The sequence below is a fragment of the Campylobacter sputorum subsp. sputorum genome (assembly GCF_008245005.1).
In the GTDB taxonomy this organism is placed as follows: Bacteria; Campylobacterota; Campylobacteria; order Campylobacterales; family Campylobacteraceae; genus Campylobacter_F; species Campylobacter_F sputorum.
In genome coordinates this window covers 935,447-951,937 of sequence record NZ_CP043427.1, presented here as the reverse complement: position 1 = coordinate 951,937, position 16,491 = coordinate 935,447, and the positions used below count along the sequence as shown (strand labels likewise).

At 29.4% G+C, this 16,491-nt stretch carries 17 protein-coding genes and 2 pseudogenes; 12 read left to right on the top strand and 7 right to left on the bottom strand.

The window, feature by feature from the left end:
* Positions 1–15 precede the first annotated feature (15 nt).
* From CSPT_RS04755 to CSPT_RS04740, 4 genes are read left to right on the top strand one after another with little or no spacing between them, the layout of a single operon-like run.
* Entirely contained in the window at positions 16–1,212 is a 1,197-nt protein-coding gene (locus CSPT_RS04755) for a M48 family metallopeptidase (protein ID WP_089182551.1), read from the top strand.
* A complete protein-coding gene (gene prmC, locus CSPT_RS04750) occupies positions 1,209–2,006 on the top strand; it encodes a peptide chain release factor N(5)-glutamine methyltransferase (protein ID WP_089182550.1) in 798 nt (265 codons plus the stop codon). The genes CSPT_RS04755 and prmC overlap by 4 nt, the downstream gene beginning before the upstream one ends.
* Positions 1,999–2,481 carry a GNAT family N-acetyltransferase gene (locus tag CSPT_RS04745; protein ID WP_089182549.1) on the top strand — a complete coding sequence of 161 codons (483 nt, stop codon included), beginning with the start codon at positions 1,999–2,001 and terminating at the stop codon, positions 2,479–2,481. Before prmC ends, CSPT_RS04745 begins: the two co-directional genes overlap by 8 nt.
* Positions 2,478–2,966, top strand: coding sequence for a DUF4149 domain-containing protein (locus CSPT_RS04740; RefSeq protein ID WP_089182548.1), 489 nt, complete (start codon positions 2,478–2,480; stop codon positions 2,964–2,966). Before CSPT_RS04745 ends, CSPT_RS04740 begins: the two co-directional genes overlap by 4 nt.
* On the opposite strand, the gene CSPT_RS04735 is transcribed toward CSPT_RS04740, so the two are convergent.
* The 3 genes from CSPT_RS04735 to radA are packed head-to-tail and all read right to left on the bottom strand — an operon-like array spanning position 2,963 to position 6,444.
* Positions 2,963–3,175, bottom strand: a complete 213-nt coding sequence (locus CSPT_RS04735) for a hypothetical protein (protein WP_089182547.1) — start codon at positions 3,173–3,175, stop codon at positions 2,963–2,965. The two genes, CSPT_RS04740 and CSPT_RS04735, sit on opposite strands and share 4 nt — an antisense overlap.
* A gap of 2 nt (positions 3,176–3,177) precedes the next feature.
* Entirely contained in the window at positions 3,178–5,049 is a 1,872-nt protein-coding gene (gene mnmG, locus CSPT_RS04730) for a tRNA uridine-5-carboxymethylaminomethyl(34) synthesis enzyme MnmG (protein ID WP_089182546.1), read from the bottom strand.
* A gap of 51 nt (positions 5,050–5,100) precedes the next feature.
* Complete coding sequence (gene radA / locus CSPT_RS04725) at positions 5,101–6,444, bottom strand: DNA repair protein RadA (protein ID WP_089182545.1); 1,344 nt, start codon at positions 6,442–6,444, stop codon at positions 5,101–5,103.
* A 99-nt stretch (positions 6,445–6,543) separates the two neighbouring features.
* Between radA and CSPT_RS04720 the strand changes: the two genes are divergently transcribed.
* Together CSPT_RS04720 and CSPT_RS04715 are read left to right on the top strand one after the other, a co-directional pair.
* The gene (locus tag CSPT_RS04720) at positions 6,544–7,791 is read left to right on the top strand and encodes a methyl-accepting chemotaxis protein (protein ID WP_089182544.1); all 1,248 of its coding nucleotides are present in this window, start codon (positions 6,544–6,546) and stop codon (positions 7,789–7,791) included.
* A 409-nt stretch (positions 7,792–8,200) separates the two neighbouring features.
* A pseudogene (locus CSPT_RS04715) lies at positions 8,201–8,698 on the top strand (methyl-accepting chemotaxis protein); the annotation flags it as partial.
* Positions 8,699–8,722: 24 nt separating this feature from the next.
* Here the strand turns inward: CSPT_RS04715 and CSPT_RS09485 are convergent.
* Complete coding sequence (locus tag CSPT_RS09485; RefSeq protein ID WP_418229785.1) at positions 8,723–9,097, bottom strand: CZB domain-containing protein; 375 nt, start codon at positions 9,095–9,097, stop codon at positions 8,723–8,725.
* Positions 9,098–9,157: 60 nt separating this feature from the next.
* Positions 9,158–9,415, bottom strand: a pseudogene (locus CSPT_RS09480) (methyl-accepting chemotaxis protein); the annotation flags it as partial.
* Between the two features lie 614 nt (positions 9,416–10,029).
* Here CSPT_RS09480 and brnQ point away from each other — a divergent pair.
* Entirely contained in the window at positions 10,030–11,343 is a 1,314-nt protein-coding gene (gene brnQ, locus CSPT_RS04705) for a branched-chain amino acid transport system II carrier protein (RefSeq protein WP_235610043.1), read from the top strand.
* Positions 11,344–11,374: 31 nt separating this feature from the next.
* On the opposite strand, the gene ftsY is transcribed toward brnQ, so the two are convergent.
* Positions 11,375–12,229, bottom strand: coding sequence for a signal recognition particle-docking protein FtsY (gene ftsY / locus CSPT_RS04700; RefSeq protein WP_089182540.1), 855 nt, complete (start codon positions 12,227–12,229; stop codon positions 11,375–11,377).
* A complete protein-coding gene (locus tag CSPT_RS04695; RefSeq protein WP_089182539.1) occupies positions 12,229–12,795 on the bottom strand; it encodes a TlpA family protein disulfide reductase in 567 nt (188 codons plus the stop codon). Before CSPT_RS04695 ends, ftsY begins: the two co-directional genes overlap by 1 nt.
* A gap of 54 nt (positions 12,796–12,849) precedes the next feature.
* Between CSPT_RS04695 and CSPT_RS04690 the strand changes: the two genes are divergently transcribed.
* The 5 genes from CSPT_RS04690 (at position 12,850) to CSPT_RS04670 (ending at position 16,480) form a co-directional block, all read left to right on the top strand.
* On the top strand, positions 12,850–13,479 hold the full coding sequence (locus CSPT_RS04690) for a 5-formyltetrahydrofolate cyclo-ligase (RefSeq protein WP_089182538.1): 630 nt from the start codon (positions 12,850–12,852) through the stop codon (positions 13,477–13,479).
* On the top strand, positions 13,412–14,965 hold the full coding sequence (rny, locus tag CSPT_RS04685; RefSeq protein ID WP_089182537.1) for a ribonuclease Y: 1,554 nt from the start codon (positions 13,412–13,414) through the stop codon (positions 14,963–14,965). Before CSPT_RS04690 ends, rny begins: the two co-directional genes overlap by 68 nt.
* The gene (locus CSPT_RS04680; RefSeq protein WP_089182536.1) at positions 14,955–15,566 is read left to right on the top strand and encodes a lipid-binding SYLF domain-containing protein; all 612 of its coding nucleotides are present in this window, start codon (positions 14,955–14,957) and stop codon (positions 15,564–15,566) included. Before rny ends, CSPT_RS04680 begins: the two co-directional genes overlap by 11 nt.
* 9 nt (positions 15,567–15,575) lie before the next feature.
* The gene (locus tag CSPT_RS04675) at positions 15,576–16,139 is read left to right on the top strand and encodes a DedA family protein (RefSeq protein WP_089182535.1); all 564 of its coding nucleotides are present in this window, start codon (positions 15,576–15,578) and stop codon (positions 16,137–16,139) included.
* An 80-nt stretch (positions 16,140–16,219) separates the two neighbouring features.
* Positions 16,220–16,480, top strand: coding sequence for a hypothetical protein (locus CSPT_RS04670; protein ID WP_089182534.1), 261 nt, complete (start codon positions 16,220–16,222; stop codon positions 16,478–16,480).
* Positions 16,481–16,491: the final 11 nt, after the last annotated feature.

Sequence of the window (16,491 nt, the reverse complement as noted above, 5' to 3'; positions counted from 1 at the left end):
AAATGGAGAAAAATAGTGATTTTTACTTTAATTTTTATATACATTACATATACGATTTATAAAATTTATCTTTCAACTTTAGAGATAAATTTTATAAAAGAAAATATTAACAAAAATCCAGTGGTTCTTAATGAGTATGATTATAAAAGAGCTGGAAATACTGCTATAATAAATCAAAAATTTTCTATAATAGAGAGTATTTATTCGTTTGTATTGATAATGTTTTGGCTTTTTGTTGGACTAAATATCTTAAATATATTCATAAAAGATCATAGCTCAATTTTGGGCGGAACACTTTATATTTTATCTTTTTTGATAATTAGCAGTTTGCTTACTTTACCACTTGAAATTTATAGAACTTTTGTAAAGGATAAAAAACTAGGATTTTCGAAAACAACGCCAATGCTTTTTGCAAAAGACAATATAAAATCACTTCTTTTACTTATTGTTTTTGGCGGGCTTTTTATTGCTATGATATTATGGTGTTTTAAAACACTTGGCTCTTCTTGGTGGATATGGGCATTTGTAGCTAGTTTTGTGATTTTACTCATTATTCAGCTTATTTATCCTACTTTAATAGCACCTATTTTTAATAAGATAAAACCATTGCAAGATGAAAATTTAAGTTCATCTATAAATTCACTTTTACAAAGTTGTGGATTTAAAAGTAAGGGTGTTTTTGTCTTGGATGCTAGCAAAAGAGACGCTAGATTAAATGCATACTTTGGTGGTCTTGGCTCTACAAAAAGAGTTGTTTTGTTTGATACTCTTATTGCAAAATTATCAAAAGAGGAAATTTTAGCTGTTTTAGGACACGAACTTGGGCATTTCAAACACAAAGATATATTAAAAATGCTTACAATTTCTTGTTTTATGATTTTTGTTATGTTTTTTGTTTTTTCTCATATTCCAAATTCTATTATAAACTCACTTGGTATTGTTGATGACGGAGTTGGAATTATAATAGTATTTTTACTTTTTTCGCCTGTATTATCAGCTATCTTTGAGCCAATCATATCAAAACTTAGTAGAAATAATGAGTTTAATGCAGATGAATTTGGTGCAAATATGAAAAGTAAAAACGATATGATAAATGCACTTAAAAAACTTGGTAGTGAAAACAAAGCTTTTCCTATATCGCATAAACTTTACTCTGCTATTTATCACTCTCATCCAACGCTTTATGAACGCATAAGTAGGCTAGAGAGTTGAAAATTTCAGAACTTTTGAAAATAGGCGAGAATTTAACAGATTCTAGTTTTGTAGCAAAAGAACTTATGAAATTTCATACAAAATTGAGTTTTGAAGAGATTTTTTTAAATTCAAATACAATTATAAAAGACGAAGATGGTTATATAAAACTCATAAAAAGATATGCTAATGGCGAACCGTTAGAATATATAACTAATAGTTGCGAGTTTTATGGTTTAAATTTTTTTGTTAAAAAAGGTGTTTTGATACCTAGATTTGAAACGGAAATTTTGATACAAAAAGCTATAAATTTACTCTCAAATATAAACTCACCTAGAATTTGTGAGATAGGTTTTGGATCTGGCATTATATCTATAATCCTTGCAAAAAACCTTAAAAATGCTAGTATTATCGCAACAGATATCAGTAAAATAGCACTTGAAGTTGCCATTTGTAATGCAAAAACTCATGGTGTAAATGTTGAGTTTGTAAATACATCTTTGCTTGATAGAATTAATGGAAATTTTGATTTTGTTATATCAAATCCGCCTTATATATCAAACTCATACAAACTTGATAAATGGGTTTTAAATGAGCCAAAAGAAGCTCTAATTGGAGGCGAAATTGGAGATGAAATTTTGCATAAAATTATAGAAATTTCAGCAAATAGGACAAATTTTTTAGCTTGTGAAATGGGCTATGATCAGAAAAAATCTTTACAAGAAAAGCTAATAAAATTTGGATTTAAAGCTGAGTTTTATAAAGATTTGGCTGGATTTGATAGAGGATTTGTTGCAAGGAGAGAAAATGTTTGAAATAAGAGAGATAAAAGAAAATGAGTTTGATGAGTTGTTGATACTTATAGACGAACTTGCAGAGTATGAAAATCTTAGCGATGGGATAAAATTTAATAAAATTGAGTTTAAAAAAAATATATTTGAAAAAAATTATGCAAAGTGTTTAGTTTGTATGATAGATGATAAAATGGTAGCTTGTGCTTTTTATTTTATTACATTTTCAACTTTTTTAGGTAAAGGTGGTATTTTTTTAGAAGATCTTTATGTTAGAGAAGAGTATAGAAAAATGGGTATTGCAACCAAGATTTTTGAAAAACTTATACAAATTTGTAAAGATAATGGATTTGGTAGGATTGATTGGGATTGCCTTAATACAAATGAACTTGGCATAAATTTTTATGAAAAATTAGGTGCAAAACATTTAAAAATATGGAGAAAATATAGGCTTTGTGAAGATGATTTTGACAACTTGTTAAACAAAGGAAAAAAATGAAATTTTTAAATATATATCTTTTTTTATTGGCTATGGTTATAGGAATTGAAGTGTCAATTGGTGCATTTTTAGCTCCAGTTATATTTTTCCCGCAAAATATAATAGGCGAGGGCGTTTTAACGCATTTTCAAAGCGGACAATTGATGAGTAATATTTTCGTGAAATACAACTATGTTTTGCTTTGCGTGAGTGCTGTAAGTTTTATTTATGAGATCATAAATTTAAAATTTGATAGTAGTTTTTATAAGAAAGTATCATCATTTGCACTTAGTTTTATTATACTAGTTTTGGCTTTATCTTTTGTGTTTTATTTCACAGAATATATTTTGCAAGCTCAAAAAATAGGAGTAGAAGCTACTCAAAATGAGCAGTTTAAACAAATTCATAGTGCAAGCGAACTTGTAATGAAAATAATGATGATAGCACAGGTTATATTGTTTTTTATAAAATTTCCATGTTTATCTTGCATATCTAAAAAGTGCTAATTTTTACTGAGCTGTATGTTGTCTTTGGCTAAATGAAGTTTTTCAAATATCTCTTCTAAAAGTTTTTGTTCATCTTCATTTAGCTTAATTTTTTCTTTTTTTAAAAGTATTTTTACCACTTCTTCATTTTTTAACAAATCATTGTCAAATTTTATGGCGTTTTGAACTATTTTCATTACAATAGGATTTTTTAAATTTCTATAATCCATATTTACTTTTCTTTCTTTCTTTTGTTATAAAGCTTTATATAAATTTGAAGTATGTCTATAGCTGCTGGAGTAATGCCACTTATCTCACTTGCTGCAAAAAGCGTAGGAGGAGTGAATTTTTCCAGCTTTTCAACTACTTCATTACTAAGCCCAGAAACACTTCTAAAATCAAAATTATCTGGAATTTTTATATTTACCATATCTTTCATACGCTCTACTTCTTTTTTTTGTATATTTATATAAAAATAATACTTCGCTTCTGTTAAAATTTGTTCCAAACTTTCTTCATCTAAATCTTCAAAAAATTTGTCTAATTTTTTTAATTTCTCAAGCGTAAATGTTTTTCTGGCAACTATTTTTTGAAGAGATATTTTATCGTTGATTTTTTCTTCGTCTATGCTTTGCAAAAAGTTATTTATCTCATTTGTAGGTGTTATTATTTTATTTGTAAGGATATTTAAACCTTGTTCTAAATTTTGTTTTAAACGCAGTGTTTTTTGATATGTTTCATCATCTATCAAGCCCAGTTCATATCCGTATGAATGGAGTCTAAGATGAGCGTTATCTTCTCTTAAAAGCAAGCGATATTCCGCTCTGCTTGTAAACATTCTATATGGCTCTTTTGTGCCTTTTGTTACCAAATCATCAATCAAAACACCTATATACGCCTCATCTCTTCTTAAAACTAAAGCATCTTTATCCATCAAAGCCAAAGAAGCGTTTATTCCAGCCATTAAACCTTGTGCGGCTGCCTCTTCGTATCCAGTTGTTCCGTTTATCTGTCCTGCTAGATAAAGTCCTTTTATCTTTTTAGTCTCAAGTGTGTGTGTTAGTTCTAGCGGATCTACATAATCATATTCTATAGCATATCCATGTCTTACAATTACCGCATTTTCAAAGCCTTTGACAGAGCGAAGCATAGAAACTTGCACATCATAAGGAAGACTTGTTGAAAAGCCATTTATGTAGTACTCTGTGGCTTCTTTTGTTTGTGGCTCTATGAAAAGATGGTGCCTTTCTTTGTTTGCAAAACGATTTATTTTATCTTCTATGCTAGGGCAATATCTTGGGCCAACACCTTCGATTTGACCGGTAAAAAGCGGAGCTCTATCAAAATTTGAGCGAATTATATCGTGCGTGATTTGGTTTGTATAAGCTATATAACAAGGAAGTTGTGTTGGATTAAAATTTTTAGTTCTAAAACTAAAAGGTTTTGTTTTTTCATCGCCGCATTGTTTTTCTAACACAGAAAAATCTATGCTTGAGGCTAATACTCTAGGGCAAGTTCCTGTTTTTAACCTACCCATATTTAATCCAAGTGATTTTAATGAGCTTGAAAGTGATGTTGAAGCTAGCTCACCAACTCTTCCTGCTTTTAGTTTATTAAATCCAACATGTATAAGTCCGTTTAAGAAAGTTCCGGTAGTTATAATCAGTTTTGATGAATTATATATATTATCAAGATGAGTTTTTACGCCTATTATTTCATTATTTTTAGTTAAAATTTGGGTTGCTATCTCTTGAGTTATGGATAAATTTGGAGTGCTTAAAAGTAAATTTCTCATATAAACTCTATATCTATCCATATCTATTTGAGCTCTTGAGCCTCTAACTGCCGGTCCTTTGCTTTCATTTAATACTCTAAATTGAATGCCGCATTTATCTGTTGTAAGTCCCATAATTCCGCCAAGTGCATCAATTTCTTTTACAAGATGTCCTTTTGCAAGTCCGCCTATTGCAGGATTGCAACTTGCCGCACCAATTTGTTCTGCTAAAATAGTTATAAGAAGAGTTTTTTTGCCCATATTTGCAGCAACCATACTAGCTTCTATCCCAGCATGACCGCCACCAACAACAATTACATCATAATCCATAAAATTTTCCTTATTTAAAAAGCTTAGATTATACTATAAAATTTATTAAATTTACATCCAGTCTAAAACTTGATTTATTTCTTTTGCTATGAAAGTTTTTATTGTGCTATTAGATGTTGTTTTTAGTGGGACTATAGCATTTTTAAATTTTTGTATACTTGCTTCTTTTAGCCTTATATCTAAGTTATAAACATCTCTTATTTCCCCATTTAAACTAACTTCTCCTATAAAAATAGTTTCTTTACTTATTGGTCTGTTTTTAAAGCTACTAACTATCGCAGCAACCACGGCAAGATCTGCTGCGGTTTCATTTATCTTAACTCCGCCTATAACATTTATAAAAACATCATAATGCCCCAAAGGAAGCTCTATTTTTCTCTCAAGCAAAGCTAGTATCATATCAAGTCTGTTTCTATCATATCCTGTTGAGCTTCTTTTTGGGTATGAACTTTCGCAAACCAAAGCTTGAATTTCTACGACTAATGGGCGAGAGCCCTCCATTATGACGGTTACTGCACTTCCGCTTATTGCTTTACCTCTTGTAAAAAATTTACTTGCGATGTTTTTTGCAGGTATTAAACCATTTTGACTCATTTCAAAAATTCCAACTTCGCTAGTTGATCCAAATCTATTTTTAAATCCTCTTAAAATTCTAAGTTCTTTACTCGCATCTCCTTCAAAATACAAAACTACATCAACCATATGTTCTAGCACCCTTGGACCCGCAATGCTACCTTCTTTTGTTATATGTCCGATTATAAAAATGCATATATTTTTTTCTTTTGCTATACGCATAAGTTCAAATGTAATCTCTCTTACTTGTGAAACGCTTCCAGGAGCTGAGCTTATATTTTCACTATAAAGTGTTTGTATGCTATCAACTACGATAATTTTATATTCTTTATTTGCTAGTTCAGATTTGATATTTTCAAGGCAAATTTCTGTTAATAAAAATAGATTTTTATTTATTGCATTAAGCCTATCTGCTCGCATTTTAATCTGACTTTCGCTTTCTTCGCCGCTTATATATAAAACATTTCTATCATTTTTGCTTAAATTTGAAGCTATTTTTAAAAGTAGGGTTGATTTTCCAATCCCAGGACTTCCGCCAATAAGCACCAAAGAACCTTCTACAACACCGCCACCTAAAACCAAATCAAGCTCTTCATCTTCTGTGCTAAGTCTTGAAATTTTTTCTATCTCAACTTCACTGATAGGTTTTGCTTTTGAAGTGCTAATGTGAATTTTAGAAATTTCCTTTAAGGCTTTTATTTGATCTGCTTTTAACTCTACAAAACTATTAAAAGCACCACATTCTGGGCATTTTCCAAGCCATCTGTTTTGTTGATTGCCACAATGCTCACACTCAAATATCGTTGTTTTTGTTTTTGCCATTTTGTTTTCTTTATATTTTGGATTAATAAATTTTATCAATATTTTATTAACTTTTCAATAAAATATTGATTTTAAAATACAAATTAATAAGGATTAACAATGGGTTTTAAACAAAAAGTTTATTTGACAATAGGCACATTGCTTATTTTAGGATATGGAATTTTTAGCTTTGTTAGTTACACAAATAGTGCAAATATACTACATGATAATATCGAAGAGCAGCTTAAAGCAAAAGTTAGTGATAGCGTAGGTATAGTTTCTCATTTGATAGAAAATCGAGTTATACAACTAAATTCAGTGCTTGATACATTTAATGAGTTGCCTTATATTGATAATGATATAGTATTAAGGATACTCAAAGGTTCAGCTAAAAGTTCTGGTGTAGTAACGATGTATATGGGATTAGAAGATGGGCGATATTTTGATTCTACTGATTGGGTTCCTGATGCTAGTTACAATTTTAAAACACGAGATTGGTATGTAAATGCGAAAAAAGCAAATAAAGTTGTTGTTTCTAGTGCTTATGCTGATACACTAACTAAAAAAATGACGGTTACTGTTTCTGCGCCATATAGTAAAAATGGTAAATTTATGGGTGTTTTGGCTATAGATATTGCCTTAGATAATATTTCAAATCTTGCAAAATCTTTTAAATTAAAAGGTGCTAGTGCCAGATATTTAGACTCAGATGGAATGATTATTGGTTATGCAGACGAAAATGAAGTTGGTAAGAAATTTGAAGAAGTTTTACCAAATTTTTCTTATATGGTAAAAGAATTCTATGCAAAAGATAAAGGCACATTTTCTTATCAAATTGATGGACGCGATAAAATCCTATTTTTCGATACAGAACCGCTTAGTCAATGGGTAGTAATTGTAGCAATTGATATAGATACTGCTTATGAAAAAGTAACTAGTTTGGGTAAAATCTTAGGAATTCTATCAATTGTTTTCATTGTTTTAACTCTGGGCATAGTTATCTTGGTTTTGGCATTTTTATTCAAACCCCTAAACCGCTTAGGACTAATGATAAAAGATTTAGCAGTTGGAGAGGGTGATTTAACAAAAAGAGTTAATATAACAGGAAAAGATGAAATAGCTAAGATTGGCAAAGATGTAAATACATTTATACAAAAAATTCAAACACTCATAGTAAATTCAAAAGCAACAAGTTCTGAAAACGCTTCTGTTGCAAATGAACTATCTCAAACTTCACTTGCAGTTGGTAAAAAAGTTGAAGAAGAGAGTGCTGTAGTAAATAACGTAACAAAAGATGGCGAAAAGATAATACAAGATATTAGTGTATCAGTTGAAAATGCTGAAACAAATTCAAAAGAGTTAATATAACAGGAAAAGATGAAATAGCTAAGATTGGCAAAGATGTAAATACATTTATACAAAAAATTCAAACACTCATAGTAAATTCAAAAGCAACAAGTTCTGAAAACGCTTCTGTTGCAAATGAACTATCTCAAACTTCACTTGCAGTTGGTAAAAAGTTGAAGAAGAGAGTGCTGTAGTAAATAACGTAACAAAAGATGGCGAAAAGATAATACAAGATATTAGTGTATCAGTTGAAAATGCTGAAACAAATTCAAAAGAGTTATCAAAAGCAAATGATAGTCTTGAATCTATAAAAAATGATATGGTAAAACTAAACTATATATTAAGCGGTATTGCTCAAAAAGAAATTGAACTATCTCAAAAACTAAATCAAACAAGTAGAAACACTGAAGAAGTTAAAACTGTTTTAACTGTTATAAATGATATATCAGATCAAACAAATCTTTTAGCATTAAATGCTGCTATTGAAGCTGCAAGAGCAGGAGAAGCAGGAAGAGGATTTGCTGTAGTTGCTGATGAAGTTAGAAAACTGGCAGAAAAAACTCAAAAGAGTTTAGATGAGATAAATACAACTATAAATTTAGTAGTTCAATCAGTTAATGATGCAAGCTCTCAAATGGAAGAATCTACTAAAAATATAACAGATGTTTCTGAAAATGCTAAAAGCTTAGAAGATGTAGTAAGTAAAAATACTATTATCATTCAAGAAAGCATTAACTCTAACTTAAATAGTATAAAAGAGTATAAAGAAGTTTCTGATAGTATTAAAAAGATTATGGATAAAGTAAAAGAAGTTGATTCAATTGCTAGTGCAAATGCTAGAAGTGTTGAAGAGATAGCAAGTGCTAGTGAACATCTATCAAATATGACTTCTAAACTTGATAATGAGCTTGGGAAATTTAAGGTTTAATAAAATATAAAATATATGTGGCTTTTATTTAGCCACATATAATGAATTATTTTTTGGAATTTTTTCTTCAAGCATTTCATCAAAAATATTAAAAAGTTCTATAGTATGTTTTTCTGCTTCTTTGAAATTGTTTATAATTTGACTTTTATTTTCTTGATTTGAAAAATCTTTTATAGATTTATTGATTAATTCGTGAACCATTTTGTGAGGTGTTTCTATTTTTCTAAATGCTTTTGTATCTCCAAAGTTCTCTTTTCCGTTTGTGCAAGCCCATTTTCCAAGACGACAATGTAAATGATCACTTAATTGATTTAAATTCTCAGATAAAATTTCTCCATATCCGCCAACTTTAAATAAAACATGATCAAGTTTAACTAAAGTAATAAAAATTTTATACATAATCTCCATAGCATCACTGCTTATAATTTTTGAATCATTATTTAATTCTTTAAATTTATTATAAAATTTTTCTATATTTGTATTTGATTCTATTACAGTTTCTTGGACAGATTGGCTGTGTGTAAACATTTCATTTGTGCTTTGTTTTAAAATATTTATGTTTAATTCAACCTCACTTGTTGCTTTTTGTGTTCTTTCAGCCAGTTTTCTAACTTCATCAGCAACTACGGCAAATCCTCTTCCAGCTTCTCCAGCCCTTGCAGCTTCAATAGCAGCATTTAGTGCTAAAAGATTTGTTTGATCTGATATATCTTTTATTAAATTTACAACTGTTGAAATTTCATCAACAACTTTATGCAATTTATCTGCGATAGAATGTGCTTCATTTGATGAACTTGAAATTTGTTCTAATGATGATACAACGCTTTTAAATACATCTGATAACTCATGTATGTCATTAGAAATTTCTTTACTTTTTTGGTCAATTTCTTTAGCATTTTCTAAATTTGATTCCATATCTTTTTGAACAATTTTGACATTATTAAATGTCATATCTTGAAGAGATTTGGAAATTTGTGCTTTTATGGATTCATCTTGGTTTGTTTTTTTAGTATCGCTTTGCTCTGCTACTTGTGCTTTTAATGCAGAATTTTCATCACATAACTCTTTTAAGAAGCTCTATTTCTTTGTTTAGTTTTTTAACTACATTTTTTTCAAACATTGTTCGACCCCCCCCCCCATTTTTATATAAATTTATTAATAAGTTACAAAAATGAAATTATATCTATGTTAAAATTATATTATTCTTAAATTTAATATTTTATATTTTATCAAATATTAAGTATAATTAAAAACAATATTGATTAAATTTAATATAATTTTAATATTAATAAATATAAAATAACAGATTATTTTCAAAAATGGAGAAGCCTATGACAAAGATTAGTAAAAAGCAGTTTTTGGTTATATCGCTTATGTTATTTTCAATGTTTTTTGGAGCAGGAAATTTTATATTTCCCCCAATGCTTGGAAAAGAAGCTGGTGTAAATGTATATGAAGCAATTTTGTTTTTTTGTATTACTGGTGTAGCTCTTCCTGTTCTTGGGATAGCAGCTGTTGCAAAAAGCCATAGCATGGATAACTTGGTAAGAAGAGTAGATCCGTATTTTGCGATGATTTTTACTATTTTAATTTATATTACCATAGGACCAGCTTTTGCTATACCAAGAGCTGCAAATATGCCATTTGAAGTTACTATAGCCCCATTTATATCTACTGAGAATCAATCAATTGGGCTTTTTGTTTATACTCTTATATATTTTATAATAAACTATTTGATATGCATAAATCCTAGTAAAATGGTTGAAATGCTTGGAAAAATACTAACACCGCTTATGTTAATTTTGATTGTTTTTCTATTCATATCAAATATTATTAATCCTATAGGGGAATTTGGACCCGCTGTTGGAAAATATGCATCGCATCCTATCGCATCTGGATTTTTAGCAGGTTATGAGACTATGGACGCTCTTGCTTCATTAGTTTTTGGTATAGTTGTGATTAATGCTATAAAAAATCTTGGATTAACAAACAATAGAGTAATAGTAAAATCAACTATCAAATCAGGAATTTTAGCCGGTGCCATACTAATGTCTATTTATATGATGCTTGCATATATTGGTGCTAGCACATCTTCGTTGTTTCCAGATGTGAAAAATGGTGCAGCTTTGCTTTCTAATATCACAAATCAGCTTTTTGGTGGGTTTGGAGTGTTTGTTTTGGGAACTATATTTTTACTAGCTTGTATAACTACAACGGTTGGACTTATATCATCAGCTAGTGAATTTTTCTCGGGTTTAGTTAAAAATACAAGCTATAAATTTTGGGTTATAACTTGGTCTTTCCTTAGTTTTTGTGTTGCAAATGTAGGCTTAAATGCTCTTTTAACATATAGCATACCTGTATTAATAGCTCTATATCCAATAACCATAGTTTTAATAATCTTAGCTTTGATTAATAACTTTATAAACTCATCTAAGCTTATTTATAGAACTTGTGTTTATGTTGCTGTGATAATGGGGATTGTAAATGGATTTGATGCAGCTGGTATAAAAATTCCTATGATTTCTGAAGTTTTTGCAAAAATACCTTTTTATGATATAGGTCTTGGTTGGATAATACCAGAAATTTTATGCCTTATGATAACTTATATAATTCATCTTTTTAGAAAAAAGGATGGAATTTAGTAAAAATTCAAGAGAGTTATACTCTCTTGAATTATTCAAATATACTTTCTAATATAGAATCAACAAAATCTTGTGCCCTAAACTCTAAGATGTCATCTTGTTTTTCGCCTGTTCCTATGTAAAGTATAGGAAGCTCTAGCTCTCTTGCTATGCTAAAAAGTGCCCCGCCTTTAGGAGTTCCATCGAGCTTTGTTATAATTACGCCATCAAGTTTTATTATCTCGTTAAATGCTTTTGCTTGAGAAAAACCGGCAGTTCCTTGAGTGCCATCTAAAACTAAAATTTTTCTATGTGGTGCTGATTGCATAGCCTTAGAGCTAATTCTGACAATTTTTTCAAGTTCATTTGCTAGGTTTTTCTTATTTTGTAGTCTTCCTGCTGTATCAATTAAAACATTATCAATTTTTTTTGCTATTGCAGAGCTTATAGTATCGTAAGCAACTGCAGCAGGATCGTGACCTTGTGCAGAAAACACTATAGGGATATTTATTTTATTTGCCCATAATTTTAACTGCTCAACCGCTCCTGCTCTAAATGTATCACAAGCTCCAAGCATAACTTTTTTGCCATTATTTTTATATAAATTTGCAAGTTTTGCTATAGTTGTTGTTTTTCCAGCCCCATTTACACCAAGTATTAGTTCTACAAAAGGTATTGCATTTTTCTCTTCTTGTTTTGGGTATAAAAAATATGTAAGCATAACTCTTTTTAAGTCATCTCTTTTTACCATATCATTTGGCGGCAGGTAGTAAATAATTTCTTCTACTATAGAGTAATCAACATCAGCTTCAAGTAACATATCTTCTAAAACTTCTTTTGAAATTATTTTATTTTTTGGTTTTGCGCTATTGATTGCACTAAATGTTTTTTTAAGAAAGTCAAGCATTATAATAAAACCTTATTTATATCCGAAATCAACATTTCTCTTGGAACAAGACCAAGATATCTTGATATATATTTTCCATTTTTATCATAAAGTATAGTGTATGGGACGCCGTTTATTCCGCCAATTGCGTTACTAAAAAAGAAATTTGACTCACCGCTAGATATTTCGTAATTTATGTTGTTTTGTTTTATAAATTCATTCACTTCTTCTTGTGTTTTTTCTTCCATTAAAACACCAACAATCATAAGATTATCTTTAAACATATTTTGTATTTCATTGAGATGGGGGATTTCTGCTTTACAAGGTGGGCACCAAGTCGTAAAAAATGTAAAAAGTATAGCTTTATCGTTATTTTCTATTTTAAATCCATCTTCATTTTTTTGCATTGATAGAAGTTTTTTATTTTGTAAATTTAATAAAAAAGGTGCAGTATAATCTTGTTCTATCATCGCCGTTTGGTTGTCTTCTTTTAAATTTGAGTTTTGCTTATCATCTTGTGTTTTTTTCTCACATCCATAAAAAAATATAACGCAAATTAATGTTATAATTAAAAATCTTAATTTCATATAGTAAGTTCCTCATTGTTTTTTTTGGAATTATTATATTATAAAGTAAATAAAATGTGTGTTAAAAAAGATAAAAATAGTTTGAGAAAATCTATAAAGCAAGATTTGTCTAAAAGAGTTAAAATTAGTGCAAAATCTACCCATTATAGAATGTTTGGAAATCTTTTGAATTTAATAAATTTTATTTGTGCTAAACGAATTTTAATTTTTTTGCCTTTACAAAGTGAGCCAAATTTATACAAAATAATGAGATATATGCGTAGAAAATATGAATTATATGTTCCGTTTATGTTAAGTAAAAGTTTAAAAATGGTAAAATTAAGACAGCCAATACATATTAAGCGTTTTGGTGTCAAAGAACCAAATTTTTCAAATGCTTATACAAAAAAAATAGATCTGGCTATAGTCCCTGTCGTTGGGGTTGATATGGATTTTGCTAGAATAGGACATGGAAAGGGATTTTACGATATGTTTTTTTCAAATTTAAATTATCGCCCAATCATAGTTTTTATAAGCATAAGCAACTATTTTGTTAATTACCGTGTATGTGAAAAACACGATATAAAATGTGATTTTTATTTAACCCCTACTAAAATTTATTCTAAAAGAGGATTTAATGATAGATATTTTAATAGGTTTAGGAGCAGGTGTAATCGGAGCAGGCGGAGGTTATTTAGTAGCTAAAAAGATAAATGATGCTAGTCATGAGATATATATAGTTCAAGCTAAAGAAAAAGCAAAGGCTATAGAAAAAGAAGCTGAAAAAAAGCTAATGGAATCTGATCTTAAGGTTCAAAAGGCTGAGTTTGAGGCTAGAAAAAATTATGAAGATAAAAGTTATAAACTTCAAAAAGAATACAGTCTAAAATTTGATGATATTGCTAAAAAAGAGAGTATTTTGCAAAGCGAACAGCAAATTTTAAAAAATACCAAATCTGATTTTGAAAAAGAAAAGCAAAATTTAGAGAAACTCAAAGAAGAAAATTTAAGTCTAAAGAAAATTTATGAAGAAAAATTAGCTCAATCTTTGCAAATTCTTGAGCGTGCTGCTGGAATGACGCAAGAAGAAGCACGATATAATATATTAAAACAAGTTGAAGAAAAAAGCAGAGCAGATATCGCCCATATAGTAAGAAAACACGAAGAAGAGGCTAAAAAAGAGTCAAAAAGAAGAGTAAATTATATATTAGCTCAGGCTACTACGCGTTTTGCCGGAGAATTTGCTGCTGAGAGACTTATAAATGTTGTAAATATAAAAAATGATGAACTAAAAGGTAGAATCATAGGAAAAGAGGGTAGAAATATTAAAACTTTAGAGATGGTTTTAGGTGTTGATGTTATCATTGATGATACTCCTCATGCCATAGTTTTAAGTAGTTTTAATCTTTATAGAAGAGCAATAGCAACCAAAGTTATAGAGCTTTTAGTTGAAGATGGTAGGATTCAGCCTGCTAGAATAGAGGATATTTATAAAAAAGTTTTTGATGAATTTGAACAAAGTGTGCAAGAAGAGGGCGAAAATATAGTTATGGACCTTGGTTTAAATGGCATACATCCAGAGATAGTAAAACTTATAGGTAAGCTTAAATTTAGGGCAAGCTACGGACAAAATGCTCTTTCTCATAGCTTAGAAGTTGCACATTTAGCTGGCATAATAGCTGCTGAAACAGGCGGGGATGAAAAGCTTGCTAAAAGAGCTGGGCTTTTGCATGATATAGGTAAGGCTTTAACGCACGAATATGAAGGAAGTCATGTTGATTTAGGGGCTGAGATTTGTAAAAGATACAAAGAACACGATGTTGTCATAAATGCTATTTATGCTCACCATGGGCATGAGGAAGCAACTAGTATTGAAAGTGCGGCAGTTTGTACAGCAGATGTACTAAGTGCAGCAAGACCTGGTGCTAGAAGAGAAGTTTTGGAATCTTTCTTAAAAAGAGTTGAAGCTATAGAAGAAATAGCTAAAGGAAAACACGGCATAAAACAGGCTTACGCCATAAATGCTGGTCGCGAAATAAGAGTTATAGCAAATGCAAAACTTATAAATGATGATGAAGCAGTGCTTATGGCAAAAGAGATAGCTGATGAAATTCACGAAAAAGTTCAATACCCTGGTGAAATAAAAGTTAATGTTATACGAGAAATTAGGGCGGTAAATTATGCTAAATAAATCATTTTTTTTAAACAAAATACTGCTTTTTTTATTTTTTATAACACCGCTTTTTGCAAATAATGAGTTGTTGTTAAATGCATCGAATTCTTATGTTTTGGTAATGAAAGAAAATCAAAATGCACCAGTAAAACAGCTTTATGCTCAAGCTAAGGCAATAGTTATATTTCCAAAGCTTACTAAAATAGGCTTTATAGTAGGCGGAATGGGCGGAAGTGGTGTTATGGTTATCAAAAACGGTAATGAAATTTCTCATATAGAAAATGTAAAAATAGGTGGCGGAAGTCTTGGGCTTCAAATTGGATATGATAGTAGTTCCCTTGTTTTATTCATTTTAAAAGATAGTATAGTAAATGATATATTAAATTCAAAATTTACAATAAGTTCTGATATTTCAGTTTCTTTTGGAGATTTTGGGAAAAAATATAGCAGAGTTAGTGATATTAAATTTACTAATGATATTTATGCTTACGCTAATAATAGTGGATTTTTTGCAGGAGCTAGCTTTAGTGGAGCGATTATTGGCTTAGGCGATAAATTTAGTTATTCAAAAGATTCTTATGCATACTCATCTTTGATAAAAGCTTTTTTGAAATTCTAAGGTGTAAAAATGCAAGATATGTTAACTTCTTTATCTACATATGGATATTTTATTTTATTTTTCTACTCTCTTGGCGGCGGCATGGTTGCTATTATAGCAGCTGGAGTGCTTAGTAGTGTTGGCAAAATGGATATAACTTTAAGTATATTTATAGCAATTCTTGGCAATATAATAGGAGATAGTATTATTTTTTATCTTAGTAGATACAATAAAAAAGAATTTTTACCATACCTAAAAAAGCAAAGGCGAAATGTGGCACTTTCACAAATTTTATTTAAAAAATATGGCAGTTTTATAATAGTTGTTAAAAAATATATTTATGGTATAAAGACAATTATACCTATTGCTATTGCTTTTACAAAATATCCATTTTATAAATTTACTATTTTTAATATAATTGGTTCTATTGTATGGGGAATTAGTTTGGGATTGCTAAGTTATTTTATGGGAGATTATCTGATACAATCTTATGAAAAACTAAAAGAATATCCTTGGGTAATGCCACTTATAATATTTGTTATTTTTGGGCTAATTATATTTTATTTTAAACAAACTACTAAAAAAAGGGCTTAATTTATCTTTTTTAAAATTTAAAGTTAAAATTTACTATTTATTTTTTTGTAAAATCAAATAAATTTAAAATAAGAATAAATATGCAAGTAAAAAGTAGATTTACAGGATTAGAGCAATGCACTAGAGTAATCCAAGAACAATTTAACAAAGAGCATATTGATGATAGCTCATTTGCTATAATGTGCTTAGCTAAGCCAGCTGTAATGGCTTATTTAGAAAAGATAGCTATGATATTAGAAACAAAAGATGTTTTATATGCTATTAAAGAAGAAAAATTTGACTTTGATATATCAAAAGATAAAATTCAAGCCCTTAAAAATTTAATCCAGACTCTCAGATAAATCAACACATA